Raw genomic sequence first — 19,029 nt, 5'->3', positions numbered from 1 at the left:
CATCGGGTGCAACTGTCCGGGCCCTTGGTCGCATTCGGCGGTTGTAACGCCGTGTCGCAATTGACCCATGCTGCGCCGCCGCGTTACACCGTCCCGAAAGAAAATTTCACAGCCGCCTGGGAGGGTGCCGGAATGTCCGACGTGCAGCGCGAAGCCATGGAATACGACGTCGTCATCGTTGGGGGAGGGCCCGCAGGCCTGTCCGCCGCGATCCGCCTGAAACAACTGGACGACAGCCTTGATGTCGTGCTGCTGGAAAAGGGATCGGAAATCGGCGCGCATATCCTGTCGGGCGCGGTGCTGGATCCCTGCGGGCTGGACGCGCTGATCCCCGACTGGAAGGAAAAAGGCGCGCCGCTGAATGTTCCCGTGCGCGACGACAACTTCTACATGCTGGGCGAGGCGGGCCAGATCCGCATCCCCAACTGGCCGATGCCCGGGCTGATGAACAACCACGGCAATTACATCGTCTCCATGGGCAATGTCTGCCGCTGGATGGCCGAACAGGCCGAGGCGCTGGGCGTCGAGATCTTCCCCGGCATGGCCTGCTCGGAACTGGTCTACGGCGACAACGGCGAAGTCAAAGGCGTCGTCGCGGGCGAATTCGGCAAGAACCCCGACGGCACCCCCGGACCCGCCTATGAGCCGGGCATGGAACTGCACGGCAAATACGTCTTCATCGCCGAGGGCGTGCGCGGCTCGCTCGCCAAGGAAGTGATGGCCAAGTACGACCTCTCCGCGGGCAAGGACCCGCAGAAATTCGGCCTTGGCATGAAGGAGATCTGGGAGATCGACCCGGCCAAGCACAAGGAAGGCTCCGTCACCCACACCATGGGCTGGCCGCTGGGCTCCAACGCGGGCGGCGGGTCGTTCATCTACCACATCGAGAACAACCAGGTTTACGTCGGCTTTGTCGTCCACCTGAACTACGAGAACCCGCACCTCTATCCCTACATGGAATTCCAGCGGTTCAAGCATCACCCGATGGTGGCCGAACTGCTGAAAGGCGGCAAGCGCGTGGCCTACGGCGCCCGCGCCATCAGCGAAGGCGGCTATCAGTCCATGCCCAAGATGGTGGCCCCCGGTGTCGCCTTGCTGGGCTGCTCGGTCGGCATGGTCAACGTGCCGCGCATCAAGGGCAACCACAACGCCATGCTGTCCGGCAAGGCCGCGGCAGAGGCCGCCTATGCCGCGCTGCAGGCGGGCCGCTCGGCGGATGAACTGGGCGACTACGAAACAGAGGTGCGGACCGGCGCCATCGGCAAGGATCTCTTCAAGGTCCGCAATGTCAAACCGCTCTGGTCCCGCTACGGCCTGACGGCCAGCCTCGCGCTGGGCGGCATGGACATGTGGACCAACTCGCTGTTCGGCGGCTCCCTCTTCGGCACACTCAGCCACGGCAAATCCGACGCCGAGGCAACCCGCAGCGCGCAGGTCTTTGAGCCCATCGACTACCCCAAACCCGATGGCAAACTCAGCTTTGACCGCCTGACGAACGTTTCCTTCAGCTTTACCAACCACGAGGAAAGCCAACCGGCCCACCTCAAGCTGAAAGACCCCAACGTGCCGACCGCGATCAACCTGCCGAAATACGACGAACCGGCACAGCGCTACTGCCCGGCCGGCGTCTACGAGGTGGTCCAGGACGACAGCGGCCCGCGCTTCGTGATCAACTTCCAGAACTGCGTCCACTGCAAGACCTGCGACATCAAGGATCCCAGCCAGAACATCAACTGGACGGTGCCGCAGGGCGGCGACGGGCCGAACTATCCGAACATGTAAAAGGCACTCGCGCCGAAGTGATGGCCCCCAAGGGGCCGTCACCCCGGTGCGCCCGATTGCCTTGCCTGTCCAAGCGCACTAGGCTTTCCCTCAAAGACCAACAGGGAGATCGGCAGTTTGACAGCTTGGACACAGACCCTCCGCGCGGGCCTACTGGCCGCGGCGCTCGCCGTGCCGACACTGACCTCGGCTCAGGGCTTCGCGGGCGACTATCTCGCGGCGCGGCAGGCCAGCTTTTTGGGCGATTACAAGAACGCCGCACGGTTCTATGCCCGCGCCCTTGCCCGTGACCCGGGCCGCCCGGAACTACTTGAACGCGCGGTGCTCGCCACGATTTCGCTGGGCGATATCGACGGCGCCTCGACCTATGCGGACCGTCTGGGTCAGCAGGGCGTGGCCAGCCAGATCGGCCAGCTTGCGCTGATCGCCCGCGACGCGCGCGGAGAGGCCTATCAGGCCATCATCGCCGCCGTGGACGCCAAGCAGGGCATCGGCCCGCTGGCCGATGGCCTGATCAAGGCCTGGGCACAACTGGGCACCGGCGACATGACCGCCGCTGTCACAACCTTTGACGAGGTCGCCACCATCCGCGGCCTTGGGCCTTTTGCTGCCTATCACAAGGCATTTGCCCTCGCCTCGGTCGGCGACTTCGAAACCGCCGCCGGAATTCTGGCCAGCCGCGATGCCGCAGGCCTTTCCGCCACCCGGCGCGGTGTCATGGCGCATGCGGAAATGCTCAGCCAGCTGGACCGCAACAAGGACGCGATCGAACTGCTCGAACGGTCCTTTGGCCGCTCGCTCGATCCCGGCCTGACCCGGATGCTGGAACGCCTTGAGGCGGGGGAAACTCTGGATTTCACCCATGTCGCCTCGCCGCGCGATGGTCTGGCAGAGGTGTTCTATACCGTCGCGGGCGCGCTTTCGAATGAGAACAGCGACGACCTGACCCTGCTTTATTCGCGCGTGGCCGAATACCTGCGCCCCGATCACATCGACGCCATCCTGCTGTCGGCGGATGTGCTCAATGATCTTGGCCAGCACGAACTGGCCAAGGAAACCTATGGCCGTGTCGCGGCGGACGATCCCGCCTTTCACGCCGCCGAACTGGGCCGTGCCGAATCCCTGCGCGCCGGGGAAAAGATGGAAGAGGCCATCGCCGTGCTGGAGGCCCTGACCAAGACCCACGGCGATCTGCCGGTGGTCTGGTCGACCCTGGGTGACTACCTGCGCGCCGAGGAACGCCATGCCGAGGCGGTCGAGGCCTATAGCGCCGCTGTCGGCCTCTACGATGATCTTTCGGAACGGCAGTGGTTCCTGTTCTACGCCCGCGCCATCGCCTACGAACGGCAGGATATGTGGGATCAGGCAGAGGCCGATTTCCGCAAGGCGCTGGAGCTGAACCCGGAACAGCCGCAGGTGCTCAACTATTTGGGCTATTCGCTGGTCGAACAGAAGGTCAAGCTGGACGAGGCGCTGGACATGATCGAACGCGCGGTAGAGGCGCGCCCGAACTCCGGTTACATCGTCGACAGCCTTGGCTGGGTTCTCTACCGGCTGGGCCGCTTCGAAGAGGCGGTGCCGCACATGGAACGCGCCGCTGAACTCATGCCCATCGACCCCATCGTGAACGACCACCTCGGGGACGTCTACTGGATGGTCGGGCGTGAGCGTGAGGCCGAATTCATGTGGAAACGCGCGCTGTCTTTCGTCGATTGGGAGGACGCCGCCGAAGAGGCCGACCCCGAGCGCATCAAGCGCAAGATCGACGTCGGGCTGCATCAGGTTCTGAAGGAAGAAGGCGCCGCAGCGCCGCAGGTCGCGGATGACAACACCGGCGATTGAGGGTTTCGCTCCGGCCAAGATCAACCTTGCCCTGCATGTGACCGGTCAGCGCCCGGACGGCTATCACCTGCTCGACTCGCTGGTGATGTTCGCCGATGTGGGCGACCGGCTCAGCGTGGCACGCGCGGCGCAGATGTCGTTGCGTGTGACCGGGCCAAGGGCGGCAGGCGTGCCCGAAGACGCGCGCAACCTCTGCTGGAAGGCGGCAGAGGCGTTTGGCGCGCCGGTGGCGATCACTTTGGACAAACATCTGCCCGCCGCTGCCGGGATCGGCGGCGGGTCGTCTGACGCGGCAGTGGTCCTGCGCGCGATGGAGGCGGTGTTTGACCGCCCCTTCACCGGCGATGCCGCGAAACTGGGGGCGGATGTGCCGGTCTGCATGTTGGCAGGGGCGGCGCGGATGCAGGGCGTCGGGGATGAGCTGCAGCCGCTGACGCTGCCCCCCCTGCACGCGGTTCTGGTCAATCCGGGCGTCGAGGTGCCGACACCGTCGGTTTTTCACGCGCTTGCGCAAAAGGACAACCCGCCGATGTCGCCCTTGCCCGATGGCTGCGACGCGCCCTCGGCCCTGCGCTGGCTGGCGCAGCAGCGCAATGACCTTCAGGCTCCCGCGATTGCGGTGCAGCCGGTGATTGCCGACGTGTTGGAGGGGCTTTCAGCGCTCGACGGCGCGCGGCTTGCGCGCATGTCCGGCTCCGGCGCCACCTGTTTTGCCTTGTTCGATGATGGGGTTTCCGCCCAGCGGGGCGCTCAGGCTCTCGCGGCCTCTCATCCCGCTTGGTGGGTCCGCGCCTGCACCCTGCGCTGAGTGCCAAAGCGGCCCTAGCGGCAGGGTCAAATCCTAAGGATTCGTAAAATCGCGCCTGTAACCCATTGATCTGGCATTCCCCCTAAGCTGTCCACGCGTGGACAACCATTTTCAGGGGATCAGCTGACCCGGCTCACCACGTAGTCATTCAGGTCGATCAATAGGTCCCGCATCTCCGATGCAGGCAGCCCTTCCATCGCCGTCTTCGCCCGCGCGGCCCAGGCCAGCGCCTCGTCCCGGGTCGCCTCCAGCGCGCCATGCTTGTTGAGCAAGCTGATCGCCTCCTCAAGGTCGCCCTCGCGCTGGTCACCCTTTTCGATGACCCGCTTCCAGAACGCCTTTTCCCCCTCATCAGCGGCGGCAAAGGCCTTGATCAGCGGCAGGGTCAGCTTCCGCTCGCGGAAGTCATCGCCCACGTTCTTGCCCGTCGCGTCCGATCCCCAATAATCCAGCAGGTCGTCCACGATCTGAAAGGCGATCCCCAGCGCGTCGCCGTAATCGAACAGCGCCTGAACCTCCTCCTCCGGCCGGCCCGCAATCACGCCGCCCACCTCTGTCGCGGCGGAAAACAGCGCCGCCGTCTTGCCCCGCACCACCTGCAGATAGATTGCCTCAGAGGTCGTCAGATCCTGCGCCGCTGTCAGCTGCAGCACCTCACCCTCGGCAATGGTCGCCGCCGCATCGCTGAGGATGCGCAGCACCCGCAGGTTGCCCGTCTCTGTCATCAACTGGAACGACCGCGCAAAGAGGTAGTCACCGACCAGAACGCTCGACTTGTTGTCCCACAACAGGTTCGCCGTGGGCCTCCCGCGCCGCTTCTTGCTTTCATCGACCACGTCGTCATGGAGCAGGGTCGCGGTGTGGATGAACTCCACCGTCGCCGCCAAATGAATGTGGTAGGGGCCGTCATATCCGCACAGCCGGGCCGAAGCGAGCGTCAGCAAGGGCCGCAGCCGCTTGCCCCCGGCCTCGACCAGATGGGCGGTCACCTCGGGGATGCGCGGCGCATGCTCTGATGCCATCCGCTCACGGATGAGCGCGTTGACCTGATCCAGATCCCCCGCCAGCAGGGCGGCGAGACGTTCGTGCGGCTTTTGCATGCCTTCGTCCAAGCTCATCAAACTCCCGTGCAAGGCTCGACAAACCGTGCGCCTTGTCCTTACATCCCCGACATGGAAGAGCTCTTGCGCACAAACGACATCACGCTGATCCCGCTGGTCCAAACCCTCCTGAACGAGGAGGGTATAGACAGCTTTGAATTGGACGTAAACATGAGCGTCCTCGAAGGATCCATAGGCATTCTGCCGCGCCGCCTGATGGTGCGCACCGATGAGCTGGACTACGCCCGGCGCGTGCTGCGCGAGGCCGGTGTGAACTTTGAGGGCTGAGCCCTTCGCCCCCGAAGCGCTGAGCGAAGACGCCATGCTGGGCGGGCGCGTGCGGCTGCTGCAACCGCGCGAGGGGTACAGGGCCGGGACGGACCCGGTCGTTCTGGCCGCCTCCATCGCAGCGCGTCCGGGGCAGAGCGTCCTTGAACTGGGCTGCGGCGCGGGGCCGGGTCTGTGCTGTCTTGGTGTCCGGGTCGAAGGCCTGCGCCTGACCGGGCTGGAATTGCAGCCGGGCTACGCCGATCTTGCCCGCAGGAATCTGTCTCGCAACGGGTTGGACGGCGAGATCCTGACCGGCGACCTGTCTGATCCCCCACCGGCACTGAAGGCACAGAGTTTCGATCACGTTTTTGCCAATCCGCCCTATTTCGAGACCGGCAAGCGGATAGGTGCCGATGAGGCAGAACGCGAAATCGCCCGCGCCGGTGAAACCGCCCTGACTGACTGGGTCACATGTGCCGCCAAACGGCTGAAACCGCGCGGCTACGCCACGTTCATCCAGCGCGCAGAACGTCTGCCCGACCTGCTGATCGCGATGCAGGGGCGGCTGGGGGCGCTGGAATTGTTGCCTTTGCTGCCAAGGGCCGGGCGCGCGCCGCGTCTGATCCTTGTCCGGGGGCGCAAGGACGGGCGCGCGGCGTTCCGCTTTCACGCCGGAGTGGTGATTCACGAGGGCGACAGCCATGTCGAACCCGGCGGCCGATATACACCGCGTCTGGAGGCGGTGATGACCCGGGGCGCGGCGCTGGAATTTCCGGCAAGCGCGCACTGACGCATCTGAACGTTACATTCTTATGAAGCCATTGTGCACCTGCAGCGTGACTTGCTGAAAAATCTGTGCTGCAGTGGGGCTCTCATCAACCGAATGGAGGATCCCATGAGCTTGAGTTCGCACTTGCAGGAACTGAAAAAGAAGCATCGTGCACTGTCGGAGGCAGTGGAAGAAGCACAGCGCGCCCCGGGCGTGGATGACCTGCGCATCGCGGACCTGAAAAAGCAGAAGCTGAGGATCAAGGAAGAAATCACGCGATTGGCGCCAGAAGCCGTCGTCTAATCGATACTGGACCTGTCCTGACGGTCGCGGCGCTGAGGCTCTGCGGGATTGTTTCAGGGCAGGTCTTCGACGGATACCAGCGTCTTGCCCTCCAGCCCGGTGGGCAATGCCCTGATTTCCCGAAAAAGCCACTCACGAAACGCCGCGATCTGCGGGCGAGTCTCTGTGCCCTGCACGCAGATGAACCGGAACCGAGCCCGAGAGGTCAGCGCGATGTCAAACGGCGCAGCCAACTGGCCGGAGGCCAGCAAACGCTGTGCGAGCGATGTCCGTGACAACACGATGCCGCTGCCTGCAAGCGTCGCGTCCAGCGCGTGATCGGCTTGTGAAAAACGCGCGGCGGGGGTGGGGGTGAAATCAATCCCGCAGGCGCGGAACCAGACCGGCCAGTCTGCAGGCGGATCCATGAAGTCCAGAGATGCATCATGCAACAGCGGCGCGTCCATCAGGCTATGCGGCGTGGGAAAGCGTTTGACCAGATCGGGCCGCATCATCGGGGTGATGCCTTCGTCTATCAGATGCTCGCTGAACAGGCCCTGATCCTCGCCAAAGCCATAGCGGATGGCGACGTCGATTTCATCGCGGTCGAAATCCATCATGCGCAGACCGGCGATGAACCGCAGTTCGATTTCCGGATGGGCCTGGGCAAAGCCGTAAAGACGCGGGGCAAGGCTTTTGGCGGTAAAGGCAGGGCCGGCGGTCACCGAAAGCGCGCGGGTGTCCTGCAGGCGTTGCGTTGCGCGCCATGCGGCGATCAGCCGTTCGAACCCCTCGGTCGTGCCGGGGGCAAGGATGCGCCCGGCCTCTGTCAGTTCCACGGCACGGTTCAGGCGACGAAACAGTGGCGCGCCCAGATGCTCCTCAAGGTTCTTGATCTGAAAGGAGAGGGCCGCGGGCGTGACGTGCAATTCATCCGCCGCCCGGGCAAAGGACATGTGACGGGCGGCCGCCTCAAAGGCGCGCAGCGCGGTCAGGGGCGGCAGGCGATCGGACATTTGGGCAAGTTTTCCTTAACTGAGTGGCGTCAAAGTCTCGTTTGTTCATTGAATTCGTGAGGCGTATCTTGATCCCAGTCAAGTATCCCTGTTGCCCGAGGTCCGCCATGTTCGAATCTGCCACCGACACCAGCCACCGCAAAGCCATCGACAAGGCCCATGCCGCCCGCGGCGCCATGGTCGCCGGGTTGTGGCAAGCTCTCTTCGCCCGTCGCCGCTGACCGCAGGACACTCCCTCCCGCCGGTCTGGACGGACAACGGAAACGCCCCCGAACCATTTGGCTCCGGGGGCGTTTTCTTTTAGTCTGCGATGGGGGCTAGGGTCTGTTCCAGATCGGGCCGCAGATGTTCATGCTGCGTCGGCAGTTTGAGCGCCTCACCCAGATGGGCGGTGTCCTCATCGCGGTCAAAACCGGGTTCGTTTGTCGCCACTTCGAACAGCACGCCGCCGGGGCTGCGAAAGTAGATCGCCCAGAAGTAATCCCGATCGATCACCGGGGTCACCTGATACCCGGTATCCATCAACGCCTTGCGCACCTCCAGTTGCGTGGCGCGGTTGTCCACGGAAAAGGCGATGTGATGCACGCTGCCCGCGCCCTGTTCGGCCTCGGCTGCCTCTACCTGCGTGATATCGATCAGGTCAGCCGCGCCGCCGCCCGGGACACGAAAGCGGGTGACGTCGTTTTCTGCCTCAAGTTTTTCATATCCCATGAAGGTCAGAAGTTCAGCGCTGGCGGCCGCGCCGCGTGGGGACAGGCGCATGTCGGCGGAGTGGAATCCGCGGATCGCGACATCGGGGGGAACATCCGTGCTGTGCCAAGGCGTGCGGTCGTCTTCGACGGCGACAAGGGCAAAGCCGTCGCCATCGGGACCTTTGAACATCAGGCGGTCTTCGCCCATGCGCTCCGTGCGGGCCAGACCCGTCGCGCCCTTGTCCGACAGGTGCTTTCCCCACCACGGCAGAGCGTCCTTTGGCACGGAAAAGGCGGTGGTGCCCACTTCTCCGGCGCCGGGTCTGCCGGGCGAGGCGTTGGGGAAGGGAAAGTAGGTCATGACGGAGCCGGGTGTGCCGTGTTCGTCGCCGTAATACAGGTGATACACGTCCGGCCGGTCAAAATTCACCGTTTTCTTGACGCGGCGCAGGCCGAGCGTGTGGGTGAAGAAATCATTGTTGGTCTGCGCGCCGCTTGCCAGCGACGTGACGTGGTGCAGGCCGTTGATCTGGGTCAGCATGTTCATCCTCCTTGTGCGCTTGCAAAAGGATATAATGCGCATGAGGGCCAAGTAACCGGTGACGGTGCGCCGCCTTGGTGCGTTTCCGCACAGGCAGGCCGACGGGCACAGGACGTTTCGCGAAAGAAAAAAGCGCCCCGATTGGGGCGCTTTTCTTTATTCGGTGCGGTGCAAGCGTCTTAGACGAAGAACTGCGCGCCGTTGGCCGAGATGGTCGAGCCGTTGATGAAACCGGCGTCGTCAGAGGCGAGGAACGCCACGCAACGTGCGATTTCCGAAGGCTCACCCAGACGACCGGCGGGAATGCCGGAAATGATCGAATCGCGAACTTTTTCCGGAATCGCCATGACCATTTCGGTCGCAATGTAGCCGGGGCAGACGGCGTTGGCGGTGATGCCGGCGCGCGCGCCTTCCTGGGCCAGCGACTTGATGATGCCAAGATCCCCCGCCTTGGTCGCGGCATAGTTCACCTGAGCGAACTGGCCTTTTTGACCGTTGATCGAGGAGATGACGATGATGCGGCCGAACTTGCGCTCACGCATGCCGGGCCAGACCGGATGAACGGTGTTGAAAACGCCAGTCAGGTTTGTGTCGATGACTTCTTTCCACTGTTCCGGGGTCATCTTGTGGAAGGGCGCGTCACGGGTGATGCCTGCGTTGGCGACAACCACGTCGATCGGGCCAAGGTCGGCCTCGACCTGCGCGATGCCCGCCTTGGAGGCGTCGTAGTCGGCCACGTTCCACTTGTAGGTCTTGATGCCGGTGGCCTCGGTGAAGGCAGCGGCCTTCTCGTCGTTGCCCGCGTAGGTAGCGGCGACTTCGTAGCCTGCGGCCTTGAGTTCCTTGGAAATGGCTTCGCCGATGCCGCGGCTGCCGCCGGTGACGAGTGCTACACGTGCCATGGGGGTGTCCTCCAGTCTTGAGTATCTTGCTATTGTAACTTTGTTACAGGGGTGATCGGGTTGTCGCAACAATATTGCGCGTTTTTCGGCCGGTCTATTTTGTTCTGACCTTCGGCCTTTGCCCTTGCGGGCGCCTCCCCAAGAAAAAGGGGCGCCCCAAGGCGCCCCTGATATGCGAATGCCGCGATGTTAGGGGCGCTCCACGCAGAGCGCGACGCCCATACCGCCACCGATGCAGAGCGTAGCGAGGCCTTTCTTGGCGCCGCGGCGCTGCATCTCGAACAGCAGGGTGTTCAGAACACGTGCGCCCGAGGCACCGATCGGGTGACCGATGGCAATGGCACCGCCGTTGACGTTCACAATGGCAGGATCCCAGCCCATGTCCTTGTTCACGGCACAGGCCTGCGCGGCGAAGGCTTCGTTGGCTTCGACCAGATCGAGGTCGTCGACCTTCCAGCCTGCCTTGTCCAGCGCCTTGCGCGAGGCGTAGATCGGGCCGACGCCCATGATCGACGGGTCCAACCCGGCAGTTGCGTAAGAGGCGATGCGCGCCAGCGGTTCGATGCCGCGCTTTTCGGCCTCATCGGCGGACATCAGCAGCGCACCGGCGGCGCCATCGTTCAGGCCCGAAGCGTTGGCCGCGGTAACAGAGCCGTCCTTGGTAAAGGCCGGGCGCAGTTTCTGCATGGCTTCCATGGTCGCGCCGTGGCGGATGTATTCGTCCTTGTCGACCACGATGTCGCCCTTGCGGGTTTTCACGGTGTAGGCGATCACCTCATCGTCGAACTTGCCGGCCTTTTGGGCCGCCTCGGCCTTGTTCTGCGAAGCGACGGCAAATTCGTCCTGCATGTCGCGGGTGATCTGCCACTGATCGGCCACGTTTTCAGCGGTCTGGCCCATGTGGTAGCCGTTGAAGGCGTCCCACAGACCGTCGCGGATCATCGTGTCGATGTATTTCATGTCACCCATCTTGTGCCCGGCGCGCAGATGCGCGGCGTGGGGCGACAGGGTCATGTTTTCCTGGCCGCCGGCGGCTACGATCGAGGCATCGCCCAGCATAATGTGCTGTGCGCCCAGTGCGACGGCGCGCAGGCCGGAGCCACAAACCTGGTTAATGCTCCAGGCGGCGGCTTCTTTCGGCAGGCCGGCATTGATGTGCGCCTGGCGGGCCGGGTTCTGACCCTGGGCCGCTGTCAGCACCTGGCCGAGAATGGTCTCGGACACATCCTCCTTGGCGATGCCGGCGCGTTCAACCAGCGCCTCCAGAACGGCAGCGCCAAGATCATGCGCCGGTGTGTTGGCAAAGGAACCGCCAAAGCTGCCGACGGCGGTCCGGGCAGCTGACGCGATAACGACGTTGGTCATGTATAGTCCTCCAGGCAAGTGGGTGCATCGGGGCAAGACGCGAATTCGCCTTATGCAAATTCATTCCACCCTCACTTGACGTAAGGCGCAATAGCGGATTTGGAGGCGTACAAGAACCGGACAGGGTGTCTCAGGCTTTCGTGCATAGCGGGTACGTGCGGAGCGTATTGGAGGCTGAACGGTCCTTACCCGGCCCGACGATCGCTGTTTTCTGTCCGCCACGCGGGCCGGACCGTGGGGGCAGCAAAGAGGTAGCCCTGCAGGCAATCCACCCCAAGTGCCGCAAGGCAATCCGCATCGGCCTGCGTCTCAACGCATTCAGCGACGGTGAACATGTCGAACTGTTCGGCGATTTTGACCATCGCGCCGACAAGAACCTGGTTGTCGGGATCCATCGCGACGCCACTGCAGAATTCGCCGTCAATTTTCAGGATGTCGAAACGGAACGCCTTGAAGTGACGCAAAGCCGTGTAGCCAGCGCCGAAGTCATCAAGCGCGAAAGTGATTCCCCTGCACTGCAGCTCATCCATGAAGGTGACGACCAGTTCCGGAATGGTCATGGCCGAGGATTCGGTCACTTCGAGGATCAGGCGTTCCGCCACGGTGGGATCCTTATCCAATCCCTTGTTTAGAACGCGCATCCATTTGCGATAGCCGATGGACCGGGCGGACATGTTGATCGACAGGCGCAGACCGGGAACACGGGCCAGTTCATCCAGCCCCTTTTCCAGCGCGATGCAATCCAGAAGGCGGCCATATTCGGTGTCTTCGACCGTATCCATGAACTCGGCAGCGGGAATTACACGGCCGGTTTCGTCCAGCACGCGGATCAGCCCTTCATGAAAGGCGATGAAATCCTGCGCCTGCGCCTGCATGACAGGCTGAAAGGCCAGCATGACCTGCCGGTGCTGGATCGCATGCCGGACCATGTCCATTTTCGATGCGTCGCGGGTCATGATTGCATGTTCCAATGCGTTGCGCGTTTCCATGTCGCGTTCAGCAGTATGACGTGCCACGATCGCCTCCGTCCGTTACTGGGGCTCATTTGGCGTGCGGCGGGTAAAACATTCGTTAATGTTCATCTTTGGTTCAATTTTTCAGGGCTCGCCTCCCGGTGCTTGACTCGGCGGCGGGGCCGCGTATAAGCGCGCCTTCATTGGTGTTGGTGGCCCCCGCAAGGGGATTCCTGTCATTCCGGCCGAATCCGGGAAGAGGACAACGCCCTTCGAAACCCTGACGAAGGAGATCAGCCGTGACAAAACGCACGTCTGCCAAGTACAAAATCGACCGCCGCATGGGCGAAAACATCTGGGGCCGTCCGAAGTCCCCGGTCAACCGCCGCGAATACGGCCCCGGCCAGCACGGCCAGCGCCGCAAGCAGAAGATTTCCGACTTTGGCCTGCAGCTGCGCGCCAAGCAGAAGCTGAAAGGCTACTACGGCGACCTGACCGAAAAGCAGTTCCGCCGCATCTACGCCGAAGCTGAGCGGATCAAGGGTGACACCGGTGAAAACCTCATCGGCCTGCTGGAGCGCCGTCTGGACGCCGTTGTCTACCGCGCCAAGTTCGTCGCGACCGTCTTTGCCGCACGCCAGTTCGTGAACCACGGCCACGTGCTCGTGAATGGCAAGCGCGTCAACATCCCGTCGTATCGCGTCAAGGAAGGCGATGTGATCGAGGTCCGCGAAAAGTCCAAGCAGATGGCCGTGCTTCTCGAAGCCACCCAACTGCCCGAGCGCGACGTGCCCGATTACATCGAGGCCGACCACTCGAAGATGACCGCGACCTTCGTGCGCACCCCCGGTCTTGGCGACGTTCCCTATGCCGTCCAGATGGAACCGAACCTCGTCATCGAATTCTACGCACAGAACTAATCGGGTGCGGGCTCTGCCCCGCTGCACCTGAGAGTTTGCCGAAGGCCGCCCAATCGGGCGGCCTTTGTTGTTTTGCGATTGGTGGTCTGCAGTCGGCTCAGCGACGGCGCGCCATTTCCCGGTACAGCGCCTCACGGCTGACGCCGAGGATCTCCGCCAGACGCTGCAGTTCGCCATGCGCCGGCACATGCCCCCCTGCGGACAGCCATGCGTCCAGTCGGTCGGAAACCCTGCGCAACCCCCTGATCTCTGTCCGCAACCTGGCTTGTTGCAGCCCCTGCGCAAGTCTCGTGGCCCATGCCCGCGCCAACGCGGGATCCGCGTCCAGCCGGGACAGGAAGAGCGGTTTGGGCAAAACGGAAAGCCGAGAGTCCGCTTCTGCCACCCCGTCACAGTGGTAGGTTTCGCTGTAGGCAGACGCCTCGGCGATGATTTCCCCCGGTCCGGCACTGTGCAAATTCAACTGCGCACCCGATAGCGAATGCCGCACAAGGCCAACCTGCCCGCTGCGGACAAGAAACATTGCGGTACAGGCGTCGCCGCCGCGGAACAGCGTCTCACCCGTGGCAAGGCCCCGCTGGCGGGCATCTTTGAAAACCGGGTCAAACGGGCCTGACATGATCGGTATCATATGGCGAAGCGTGAAGCCGTGTCATGCATTTGCGACACGCATCAAGTTTGCAGGACAACAGGGAGAGAGACATGAATTGGAAAACGCCATTGGTCACAGCGGTAGTCCTGTCCGCCGGGGTTGCTCTTTCACCACCGGTTTCGGCACAAATGTCGGGGCATGGTCCCGTGTTTGGCCTTCATCACGGTGCAGACGGCACCGGGCATGATGAGGTGACAATGCCTGGCTTGCGCGGGTTGGACGCAACGCCAGAGGAAAGCGCGGAAATGGCGGTAATGTTCCGCAATTTTCGGACCTTCGAACGCCGCGTGACGCATCTGCCCAATGGCATACGCACGGTCACCCGCTCAACCGATCCAGAGGTCATGTCGGCCTTGGTCAGCCATGTTTCCGGAATGATCGCGCGCGTCGAAGAGGGGCGGGACCCGCAGGTCTTTATTCAAAGCCCCACGCTGGACCTGTTCTTTTTGCGGGGCGACGAGATCGCGACAGAGATTGAGGTCACGGAAGAGGGGGTTGTTGTTGTGCAAACGGCAAAGGCGCCCGAACTGGTCGAGGCCCTGCAACGGCACGCTGACGAAGTCACCGACATGGCGGATCGCGGAATGGCTGCCGTGCACGAAAGGATGATGCAACCCGCGCAACAGTAACGCGCGGAAATGACGACGCCGCGCCCTGTAAGGGACGCGGCGGTCATATGGGCCGGACGAGCGTCGTCCCGCCGAAGGTTCAGATATACATCGCGTCGCGGAAGACGTGACGCACGATGTCGGTGCGCTTCAGGCCGCGCGCGTCAAGCTCTGCGTCCGACATCGCGTTCAGCCGTTCGACTTCCTTGATCCGCGAATTCGCCTCTGCGATCCGGACAAGGCCCTCGAAGATCGACGTGAACAGTGCGCCGACGCCGTGAAAAACGCCTGCGATCAGGTTGCCGCGCGGTGCGCTGTCATTGTGCATAGTTGCCATTTTCAGGACTCCACATTGGTTGAATGGGTTGCCCCCCATGCAGACAAAATTAGGTCATGCTGCACTGCAGCGCCATGCGTGCTTCTGCATACCCGTCACCACGCCCGCGCATGGCTGATCCAAGGTCCGCCTGAAAAACCGGCAGCCGGGCCATGTGACTGACGCCGTTACAAAAGTTTTTGAAAACGTCACGCGGCAGGCAAGCGCGCGCCGCAGGTGCGCCCCCAGAAAAAAGGGGATTCCGCGTGCCTTGCATTCAACTACTGACAATGCGCTTCGGCGCGAATGCCGCCGCGGAAGCCGTGAGTCTCTCCATCGAAAAATTGGCGATGTTCGGGATCACCGGAGCGTCGAGTGCAGGCAAATCCACCCTTTTCGCATGATGAACCGTTTGTCCGATGCGACGGTAAGGGCGATCTGGTTCAAGGACCGCGAGATCAGTCGGTCGACCGGGGCGAAACCGGTGACAGCAACCGTTCTGTGATCCTGAAAATTATTCCGGTTCTCCTGCGCCGCTGTCCGACCAAGGGCGGCGAAGACCTCCATTGACCGCTCTGGTGCCGGTTAGGGACGTCCCGCCCGGCAGTTCCGCATTTCGGGCAGTCAGTTGACTGCCCGGAGGCCGGTGGGCGGATGGGCTTGCCAATCGAAGGCATTTGGAAACGACAAACGAAAAAGGGCGACCTTGCGGCCGCCCAAACTGGTCATGAAAATCACTGGTGAAACATACTCATTACCACCCGGCGCCCGGAAATTGGTGGACGCTGGGTAAAGGTCGCACTCAACTGGGCCTCTGATAGGTTCAAGCGGTGACAACATTGTGAAATTCCTGACCTAAAAGTTAGTAAAACTATGCGAAAGTGGTGGCAGTGGGTGCTGGCATCTCGATTTTGCAGGTCTTGCGGGAGTAGGGGGCGCCCTATTCTGCCGCGAGGCGAATTTCGTTACGCGTGGCCAGAAAACGGTGGGCAGCCTCGCCAGCCAGATGGGTAATACGACCGCCGCAGATTGTCGCCTCGACGGCGTGTGTTTCGGCATTGATCACGACCAGATCGGCCCGGCGTCCGTAATCAATCACGCCCCGGTCGGGCAGGCGCAGGATTTCCGCCGGTTTCGAAGAGATCATCGACCAGGCGCGCGGCAGGTCCATGCCCCCTTGTTCGACAAGGGAAAACGCGGCCTGTGACAGCGCAGGGTAATAATAATCGGACACAAGCGCGTCACATAGCCGTTCTTCGATCAGGAGTTGCGCCCCGATGTTGCCCGATTGAGAGCCGCCCCGAACCACGTTTGGTGCACCCATCAGGATCGGATCGCCTACGGCCCGCGAAAGGGCTGCGGCCGCCCGGCGGGTCGGAAACTCACAGATCTTCGCGCCGATCTGCGAGTAATATTCGCGCGTTTCTCCGTCCTTGTCGCCATGGCTGCCATAGCACACACCAAGCGTGTCGAACGCCTCGGCCAGACGGCAGAGATAACGGGGCACGTCCCGATTCTGACGCTCGGCGATGCGGACCTGTTCCAGATGCTGTTCGACGCTCCGCCCCGCCTGACGCGCCCAGTGGATCAGGCGCGCGGGATCGGTTTCGGCCAGTTCCAGCGTTTTCGGCAGGTGGTTGTTGAATACGACATAGTCCACTTGGTGTCGCCTCACCGCCGCCAACAGTCGGTCAGCTGAATCTACCGTATGTGTTTCGCAGCGGATCTGCACACGAAGGTCAGTCAACGCCTCGTCGGCATAGGTGTCGAGCGCGGTCAGGACGGCTTCGGCGTGGTCCGGGCTGCGGGGGCCGCCTTCCCAGCTCCAGCTGTGGGCCATCCAGGCGGTGGTCACCCCATTTGCGGCTGCGTCCCGGTCTGTTGCGCGCAATGCCGTACGGATGGGAAAGGGGGCAGAGGGGCGCGGCGCCAGATGCCGTTCGAATGCATCGCCATGCAGGTCGATGATGCCGGGCAATACGTAATAGCCGGTCAGGTCCACCTCGGGCAGCGGACCCTTGGAAATGCGGCCATCCTCGATCGCCACAGAGCGGGTCTGAAGCGCGCCGTCGCGCAATATGGTCGCGCCTGTCAGGCGCAGCGAAGATGGGGCAACGGACATCTGACTGCTCTTGGCCGTTTTGTGTTCACCCTCTTTACGCGCCCTTTGTATCACGCGGGTGACATGGGCGATGAATCAGCATGAAAACAAGGGCAAGCGGCCGTCAGGATTCCAGTGTCAGGGTCACCCGGTCACCTGCAAACCAACTGCGCCCATACTCTATCGGGCGACCGTCCGGATCGATGCTCACACTGGTCGTGCGCAGGATCGGGGCCCCCTGTGGCAGCCGCAGGCGCGCCGCCTGAGTCGGCGTAGCCAGCTGCGCCGTCACCCGGGTCGACACCCGCGCCGCCAAGGCCGCGGCGACAAAGGTGGAATTCTTCACGATGGTGCGGGGAGAGGGTTGATGGACACCGAGGTTCTCAAAGGCGGATTCGGCAATGCCCCGGTGGACGCAGCGCGGGCGTTCCGCGCCGCGATGCAGGCCATGGCCCGGCCGTGAACGGTTCAGCAGACCACGGGTGCCACGCCGCCAGCGCCGCTGTCCCCTGCCGCCGGGGCGCTGTTGCTGACGCTCTGCGATCCGGAAACAAGTGTCCATCTTGCCGGTGATTGCGATTGTCGAGCCGTACGCGACTGGATCACCTTTCACTGTGGCGCGCCGCTGACCGGGGCAGAAGCCTGCGATTTCGCAGTAGGCATTTGGCAGGCCCTGCACCCGCTGGACCGCTTTCGCATCGGCACCGCGCCAAACCCGGACCGTTCGGCCACGCTGATCGTCGAGATGGCGGATATCTCTGAAGCCGGGGCACAACTGACCGGCCCCGGCATTCGCGATATCGCCCGGCTGTCGTTGCCCGAAACACGGGCCTTTCAGATCAACGCGGCGCGCTTTCCTCTGGGGTGGGACGCCTTTTTCTGTGCGGGCAGCCGCATTGCCGCCCTGCCGCGCAGCACAAGGGTTGGAGGATAAGCGATGTATGTCGCCGTCAAGGGCGGGGAGCGCGCCATTGAAAACGCCCACGCATGGTTGGCGGAGGAACGGCGCGGGGATACGTCGATTGCCGAATTGTCGGTCGCGCAGATCCGCGAACAGCTAAAACTGGCCGTCAATCGAGTGATGGCCGAAGGCTCGCTGTATGATCCGGATCTTGCCGCGCTGGCGATCAAACAGGCGCGCGGCGATCTGATCGAAGCCGTGTTCCTGATCCGCGCCTATCGCACGACCCTGCCCAGATTTGGCGCGACCCGCGCCATCGAAACCGCCGACATGGCCTGCATCCGCCGTATCAGCGCGACCTTCAAGGACGCGCCGGGCGGGCAGGTGTTGGGCCCGACATTCGACTACACGCACCGTCTGCTGGACTTCAAGCTTGCCGCCGACGGCGAGGTCCCCGCCGCCCCCGAGGGAACACCCCGGAAAGAGCCGACACCCCATATCACCGGCTTTCTGAACCGTGAGGGATTAATCCAGACCGAGGAGGTTTCAGACGAAACTCCGCCTGACCTGACCCGAGAGCCGATGGACCTGCCCGGCTCCCGCGCTTTGCGCCTGCAGGCGCTGACACGGGGGGATGAGGGCTTTGTCCTTGGGATGGCCTATTCCACGCAACGCGGCTACGCCCGCAACCACGCCTTTGTCGGCGAGTTGCGGATCGGCACGGTTGCCGTAGAAATGGACATTCCCGAACTGGGCTTTGCCATCGAGATCGGCGAGGTGGAGGTGACCGAATGCGAGACGGTCAACCAGTTCACCGGCTCAAAGACCGAACCGCCGCAATTCACCCGCGGCTACGGCCTGACCTTTGGTCAGACCGAGCGCAAGGCGATTTCGATGGCACTGGTCGACCGGGCGCTGCGCTGGCGCGAGTTGGGCGAGGACAACATGGGCGCCCCCGCACAGGATGAGGAATTTGTCCTCTATCACTCGGACAACATTCAGGCGACCGGCTTTCTCGAACACATCAAGCTGCCGGATTACGTCGACTTCCAGTCCGAACTGGAATTGGTGCGACGCCTGCGACGCGAGGGGGATAGCGGGCAGCAGGAGGCGGCGGGATGAGCGTCCGGACCGATCAGTTGTCGGTTTTCTTCCTTGCGTGGATCACCTTGGCGATGAGCGCGAGGCTGAAGACGACAAGTAGGGCAG

Annotated in this window: 18 protein-coding genes and 2 pseudogenes; 10 read left to right on the top strand and 10 right to left on the bottom strand. The window is 63.0% G+C overall.

The features are described from left to right. The first annotated feature begins 132 nt into the window (after window positions 1-132). The 3 genes from ACTXGA_RS09565 to ACTXGA_RS09555 all read left to right on the top strand — a co-directional run bounded on the left by ACTXGA_RS09565 (window position 133) and on the right by ACTXGA_RS09555 (window position 4,432). Window positions 133-1,782 carry an electron transfer flavoprotein-ubiquinone oxidoreductase gene (locus ACTXGA_RS09565; protein ID WP_443393050.1) on the top strand — a complete coding sequence of 550 codons (1,650 nt, stop codon included), beginning with the start codon at window positions 133-135 and terminating at the stop codon, window positions 1,780-1,782. Window positions 1,783-1,899: 117 nt separating this feature from the next. After that, window positions 1,900-3,624, top strand: coding sequence for a tetratricopeptide repeat protein (locus tag ACTXGA_RS09560; RefSeq protein WP_443393048.1), 1,725 nt, complete (start codon window positions 1,900-1,902; stop codon window positions 3,622-3,624). Beyond that, entirely contained in the window at window positions 3,605-4,432 is an 828-nt protein-coding gene (locus ACTXGA_RS09555) for a 4-(cytidine 5'-diphospho)-2-C-methyl-D-erythritol kinase (RefSeq protein ID WP_443393046.1), read from the top strand. The genes ACTXGA_RS09560 and ACTXGA_RS09555 overlap by 20 nt, the downstream gene beginning before the upstream one ends. Before the next feature lie 119 nt (window positions 4,433-4,551). On the opposite strand, the gene ACTXGA_RS09550 is transcribed toward ACTXGA_RS09555, so the two are convergent. Beyond that, complete coding sequence (locus ACTXGA_RS09550) at window positions 4,552-5,550, bottom strand: polyprenyl synthetase family protein (RefSeq protein WP_443393045.1); 999 nt, start codon at window positions 5,548-5,550, stop codon at window positions 4,552-4,554. Between the two features lie 54 nt (window positions 5,551-5,604). On the opposite strand from ACTXGA_RS09550, the gene ACTXGA_RS09545 reads away from it, so the two are divergent. The 3 genes from ACTXGA_RS09545 (at window position 5,605) to ACTXGA_RS09535 (ending at window position 6,874) form a co-directional block, all read left to right on the top strand. Next, on the top strand, window positions 5,605-5,820 hold the full coding sequence (locus tag ACTXGA_RS09545) for a putative signal transducing protein (RefSeq protein WP_443393044.1): 216 nt from the start codon (window positions 5,605-5,607) through the stop codon (window positions 5,818-5,820). Then, window positions 5,810-6,592, top strand: coding sequence for a tRNA1(Val) (adenine(37)-N6)-methyltransferase (locus ACTXGA_RS09540; RefSeq protein WP_443393043.1), 783 nt, complete (start codon window positions 5,810-5,812; stop codon window positions 6,590-6,592). Before ACTXGA_RS09545 ends, ACTXGA_RS09540 begins: the two co-directional genes overlap by 11 nt. A 105-nt stretch (window positions 6,593-6,697) precedes the next feature. Continuing rightward, window positions 6,698-6,874: a YdcH family protein gene (locus tag ACTXGA_RS09535; protein WP_443393041.1), complete on the top strand. Its 177-nt coding sequence runs from the start codon at window positions 6,698-6,700 to the stop codon at window positions 6,872-6,874. A 53-nt stretch (window positions 6,875-6,927) separates the two neighbouring features. On the opposite strand, the gene gcvA is transcribed toward ACTXGA_RS09535, so the two are convergent. The 5 genes from gcvA to ACTXGA_RS09510 form a co-directional block, all read right to left on the bottom strand. Beyond that, window positions 6,928-7,869: a transcriptional regulator GcvA gene (gene gcvA, locus ACTXGA_RS09530; protein ID WP_443393039.1), complete on the bottom strand. Its 942-nt coding sequence runs from the start codon at window positions 7,867-7,869 to the stop codon at window positions 6,928-6,930. Between the two features lie 300 nt (window positions 7,870-8,169). Continuing rightward, a complete protein-coding gene (locus ACTXGA_RS09525; RefSeq protein ID WP_443393037.1) occupies window positions 8,170-9,102 on the bottom strand; it encodes a VOC family protein in 933 nt (310 codons plus the stop codon). 179 nt (window positions 9,103-9,281) lie between these two features. Continuing rightward, a complete protein-coding gene (phbB, locus tag ACTXGA_RS09520; protein WP_443393035.1) occupies window positions 9,282-10,004 on the bottom strand; it encodes an acetoacetyl-CoA reductase in 723 nt (240 codons plus the stop codon). Between the two features lie 189 nt (window positions 10,005-10,193). After that, window positions 10,194-11,369, bottom strand: a complete 1,176-nt coding sequence (locus ACTXGA_RS09515) for an acetyl-CoA C-acetyltransferase (RefSeq protein WP_443393033.1) — start codon at window positions 11,367-11,369, stop codon at window positions 10,194-10,196. A gap of 185 nt (window positions 11,370-11,554) precedes the next feature. Next, window positions 11,555-12,358, bottom strand: a complete 804-nt coding sequence (locus ACTXGA_RS09510) for an EAL domain-containing protein (RefSeq protein ID WP_443393151.1) — start codon at window positions 12,356-12,358, stop codon at window positions 11,555-11,557. A gap of 263 nt (window positions 12,359-12,621) precedes the next feature. Here ACTXGA_RS09510 and rpsD point away from each other — a divergent pair, with 263 nt between their 5' ends. Next, window positions 12,622-13,242, top strand: a complete 621-nt coding sequence (rpsD, locus tag ACTXGA_RS09505) for a 30S ribosomal protein S4 (RefSeq protein ID WP_443393032.1) — start codon at window positions 12,622-12,624, stop codon at window positions 13,240-13,242. A gap of 97 nt (window positions 13,243-13,339) precedes the next feature. Here the strand turns inward: rpsD and ACTXGA_RS09500 are convergent, their stop codons facing one another. After that, a complete protein-coding gene (locus ACTXGA_RS09500) occupies window positions 13,340-13,861 on the bottom strand; it encodes a Crp/Fnr family transcriptional regulator (protein ID WP_443393031.1) in 522 nt (173 codons plus the stop codon). Window positions 13,862-14,091: 230 nt separating this feature from the next. On the opposite strand from ACTXGA_RS09500, the gene ACTXGA_RS09495 reads away from it, so the two are divergent. Further along, window positions 14,092-14,523, top strand: a complete 432-nt coding sequence (locus ACTXGA_RS09495; protein WP_443393029.1) for a hypothetical protein — start codon at window positions 14,092-14,094, stop codon at window positions 14,521-14,523. 79 nt (window positions 14,524-14,602) lie between these two features. Here the strand turns inward: ACTXGA_RS09495 and ACTXGA_RS09490 are convergent, their stop codons facing one another. From ACTXGA_RS09490 to ACTXGA_RS09480, 3 genes and pseudogenes are all read right to left on the bottom strand, one after another. Next, entirely contained in the window at window positions 14,603-14,839 is a 237-nt protein-coding gene (locus ACTXGA_RS09490; protein WP_443393027.1) for a DUF1127 domain-containing protein, read from the bottom strand. 919 nt (window positions 14,840-15,758) lie between these two features. Continuing rightward, a complete protein-coding gene (locus ACTXGA_RS09485) occupies window positions 15,759-16,940 on the bottom strand; it encodes an alpha-D-ribose 1-methylphosphonate 5-triphosphate diphosphatase (RefSeq protein ID WP_443393025.1) in 1,182 nt (393 codons plus the stop codon). A 103-nt stretch (window positions 16,941-17,043) separates the two neighbouring features. After that, window positions 17,044-17,229: pseudogene (locus tag ACTXGA_RS09480) on the bottom strand (UTRA domain-containing protein); the annotation flags it as partial. A gap of 57 nt (window positions 17,230-17,286) precedes the next feature. On the opposite strand from ACTXGA_RS09480, the pseudogene phnH reads away from it, so the two are divergent. Together phnH and ACTXGA_RS09470 are read left to right on the top strand one after the other, a co-directional pair. Next, window positions 17,287-17,853 (top strand): annotated as a pseudogene (gene phnH, locus ACTXGA_RS09475) (phosphonate C-P lyase system protein PhnH). A gap of 3 nt (window positions 17,854-17,856) precedes the next feature. Then, on the top strand, window positions 17,857-18,942 hold the full coding sequence (locus ACTXGA_RS09470) for a carbon-phosphorus lyase complex subunit (protein ID WP_443393024.1): 1,086 nt from the start codon (window positions 17,857-17,859) through the stop codon (window positions 18,940-18,942). Window positions 18,943-19,029 lie beyond the last annotated feature (87 nt).

It is taken from the genome of Antarctobacter jejuensis, from assembly GCF_052266595.1.
Taxonomy (GTDB): domain Bacteria; phylum Pseudomonadota; class Alphaproteobacteria; order Rhodobacterales; family Rhodobacteraceae; genus Antarctobacter; species Antarctobacter jejuensis.
This window is presented reverse-complemented; position numbering and strand designations above follow the sequence as displayed.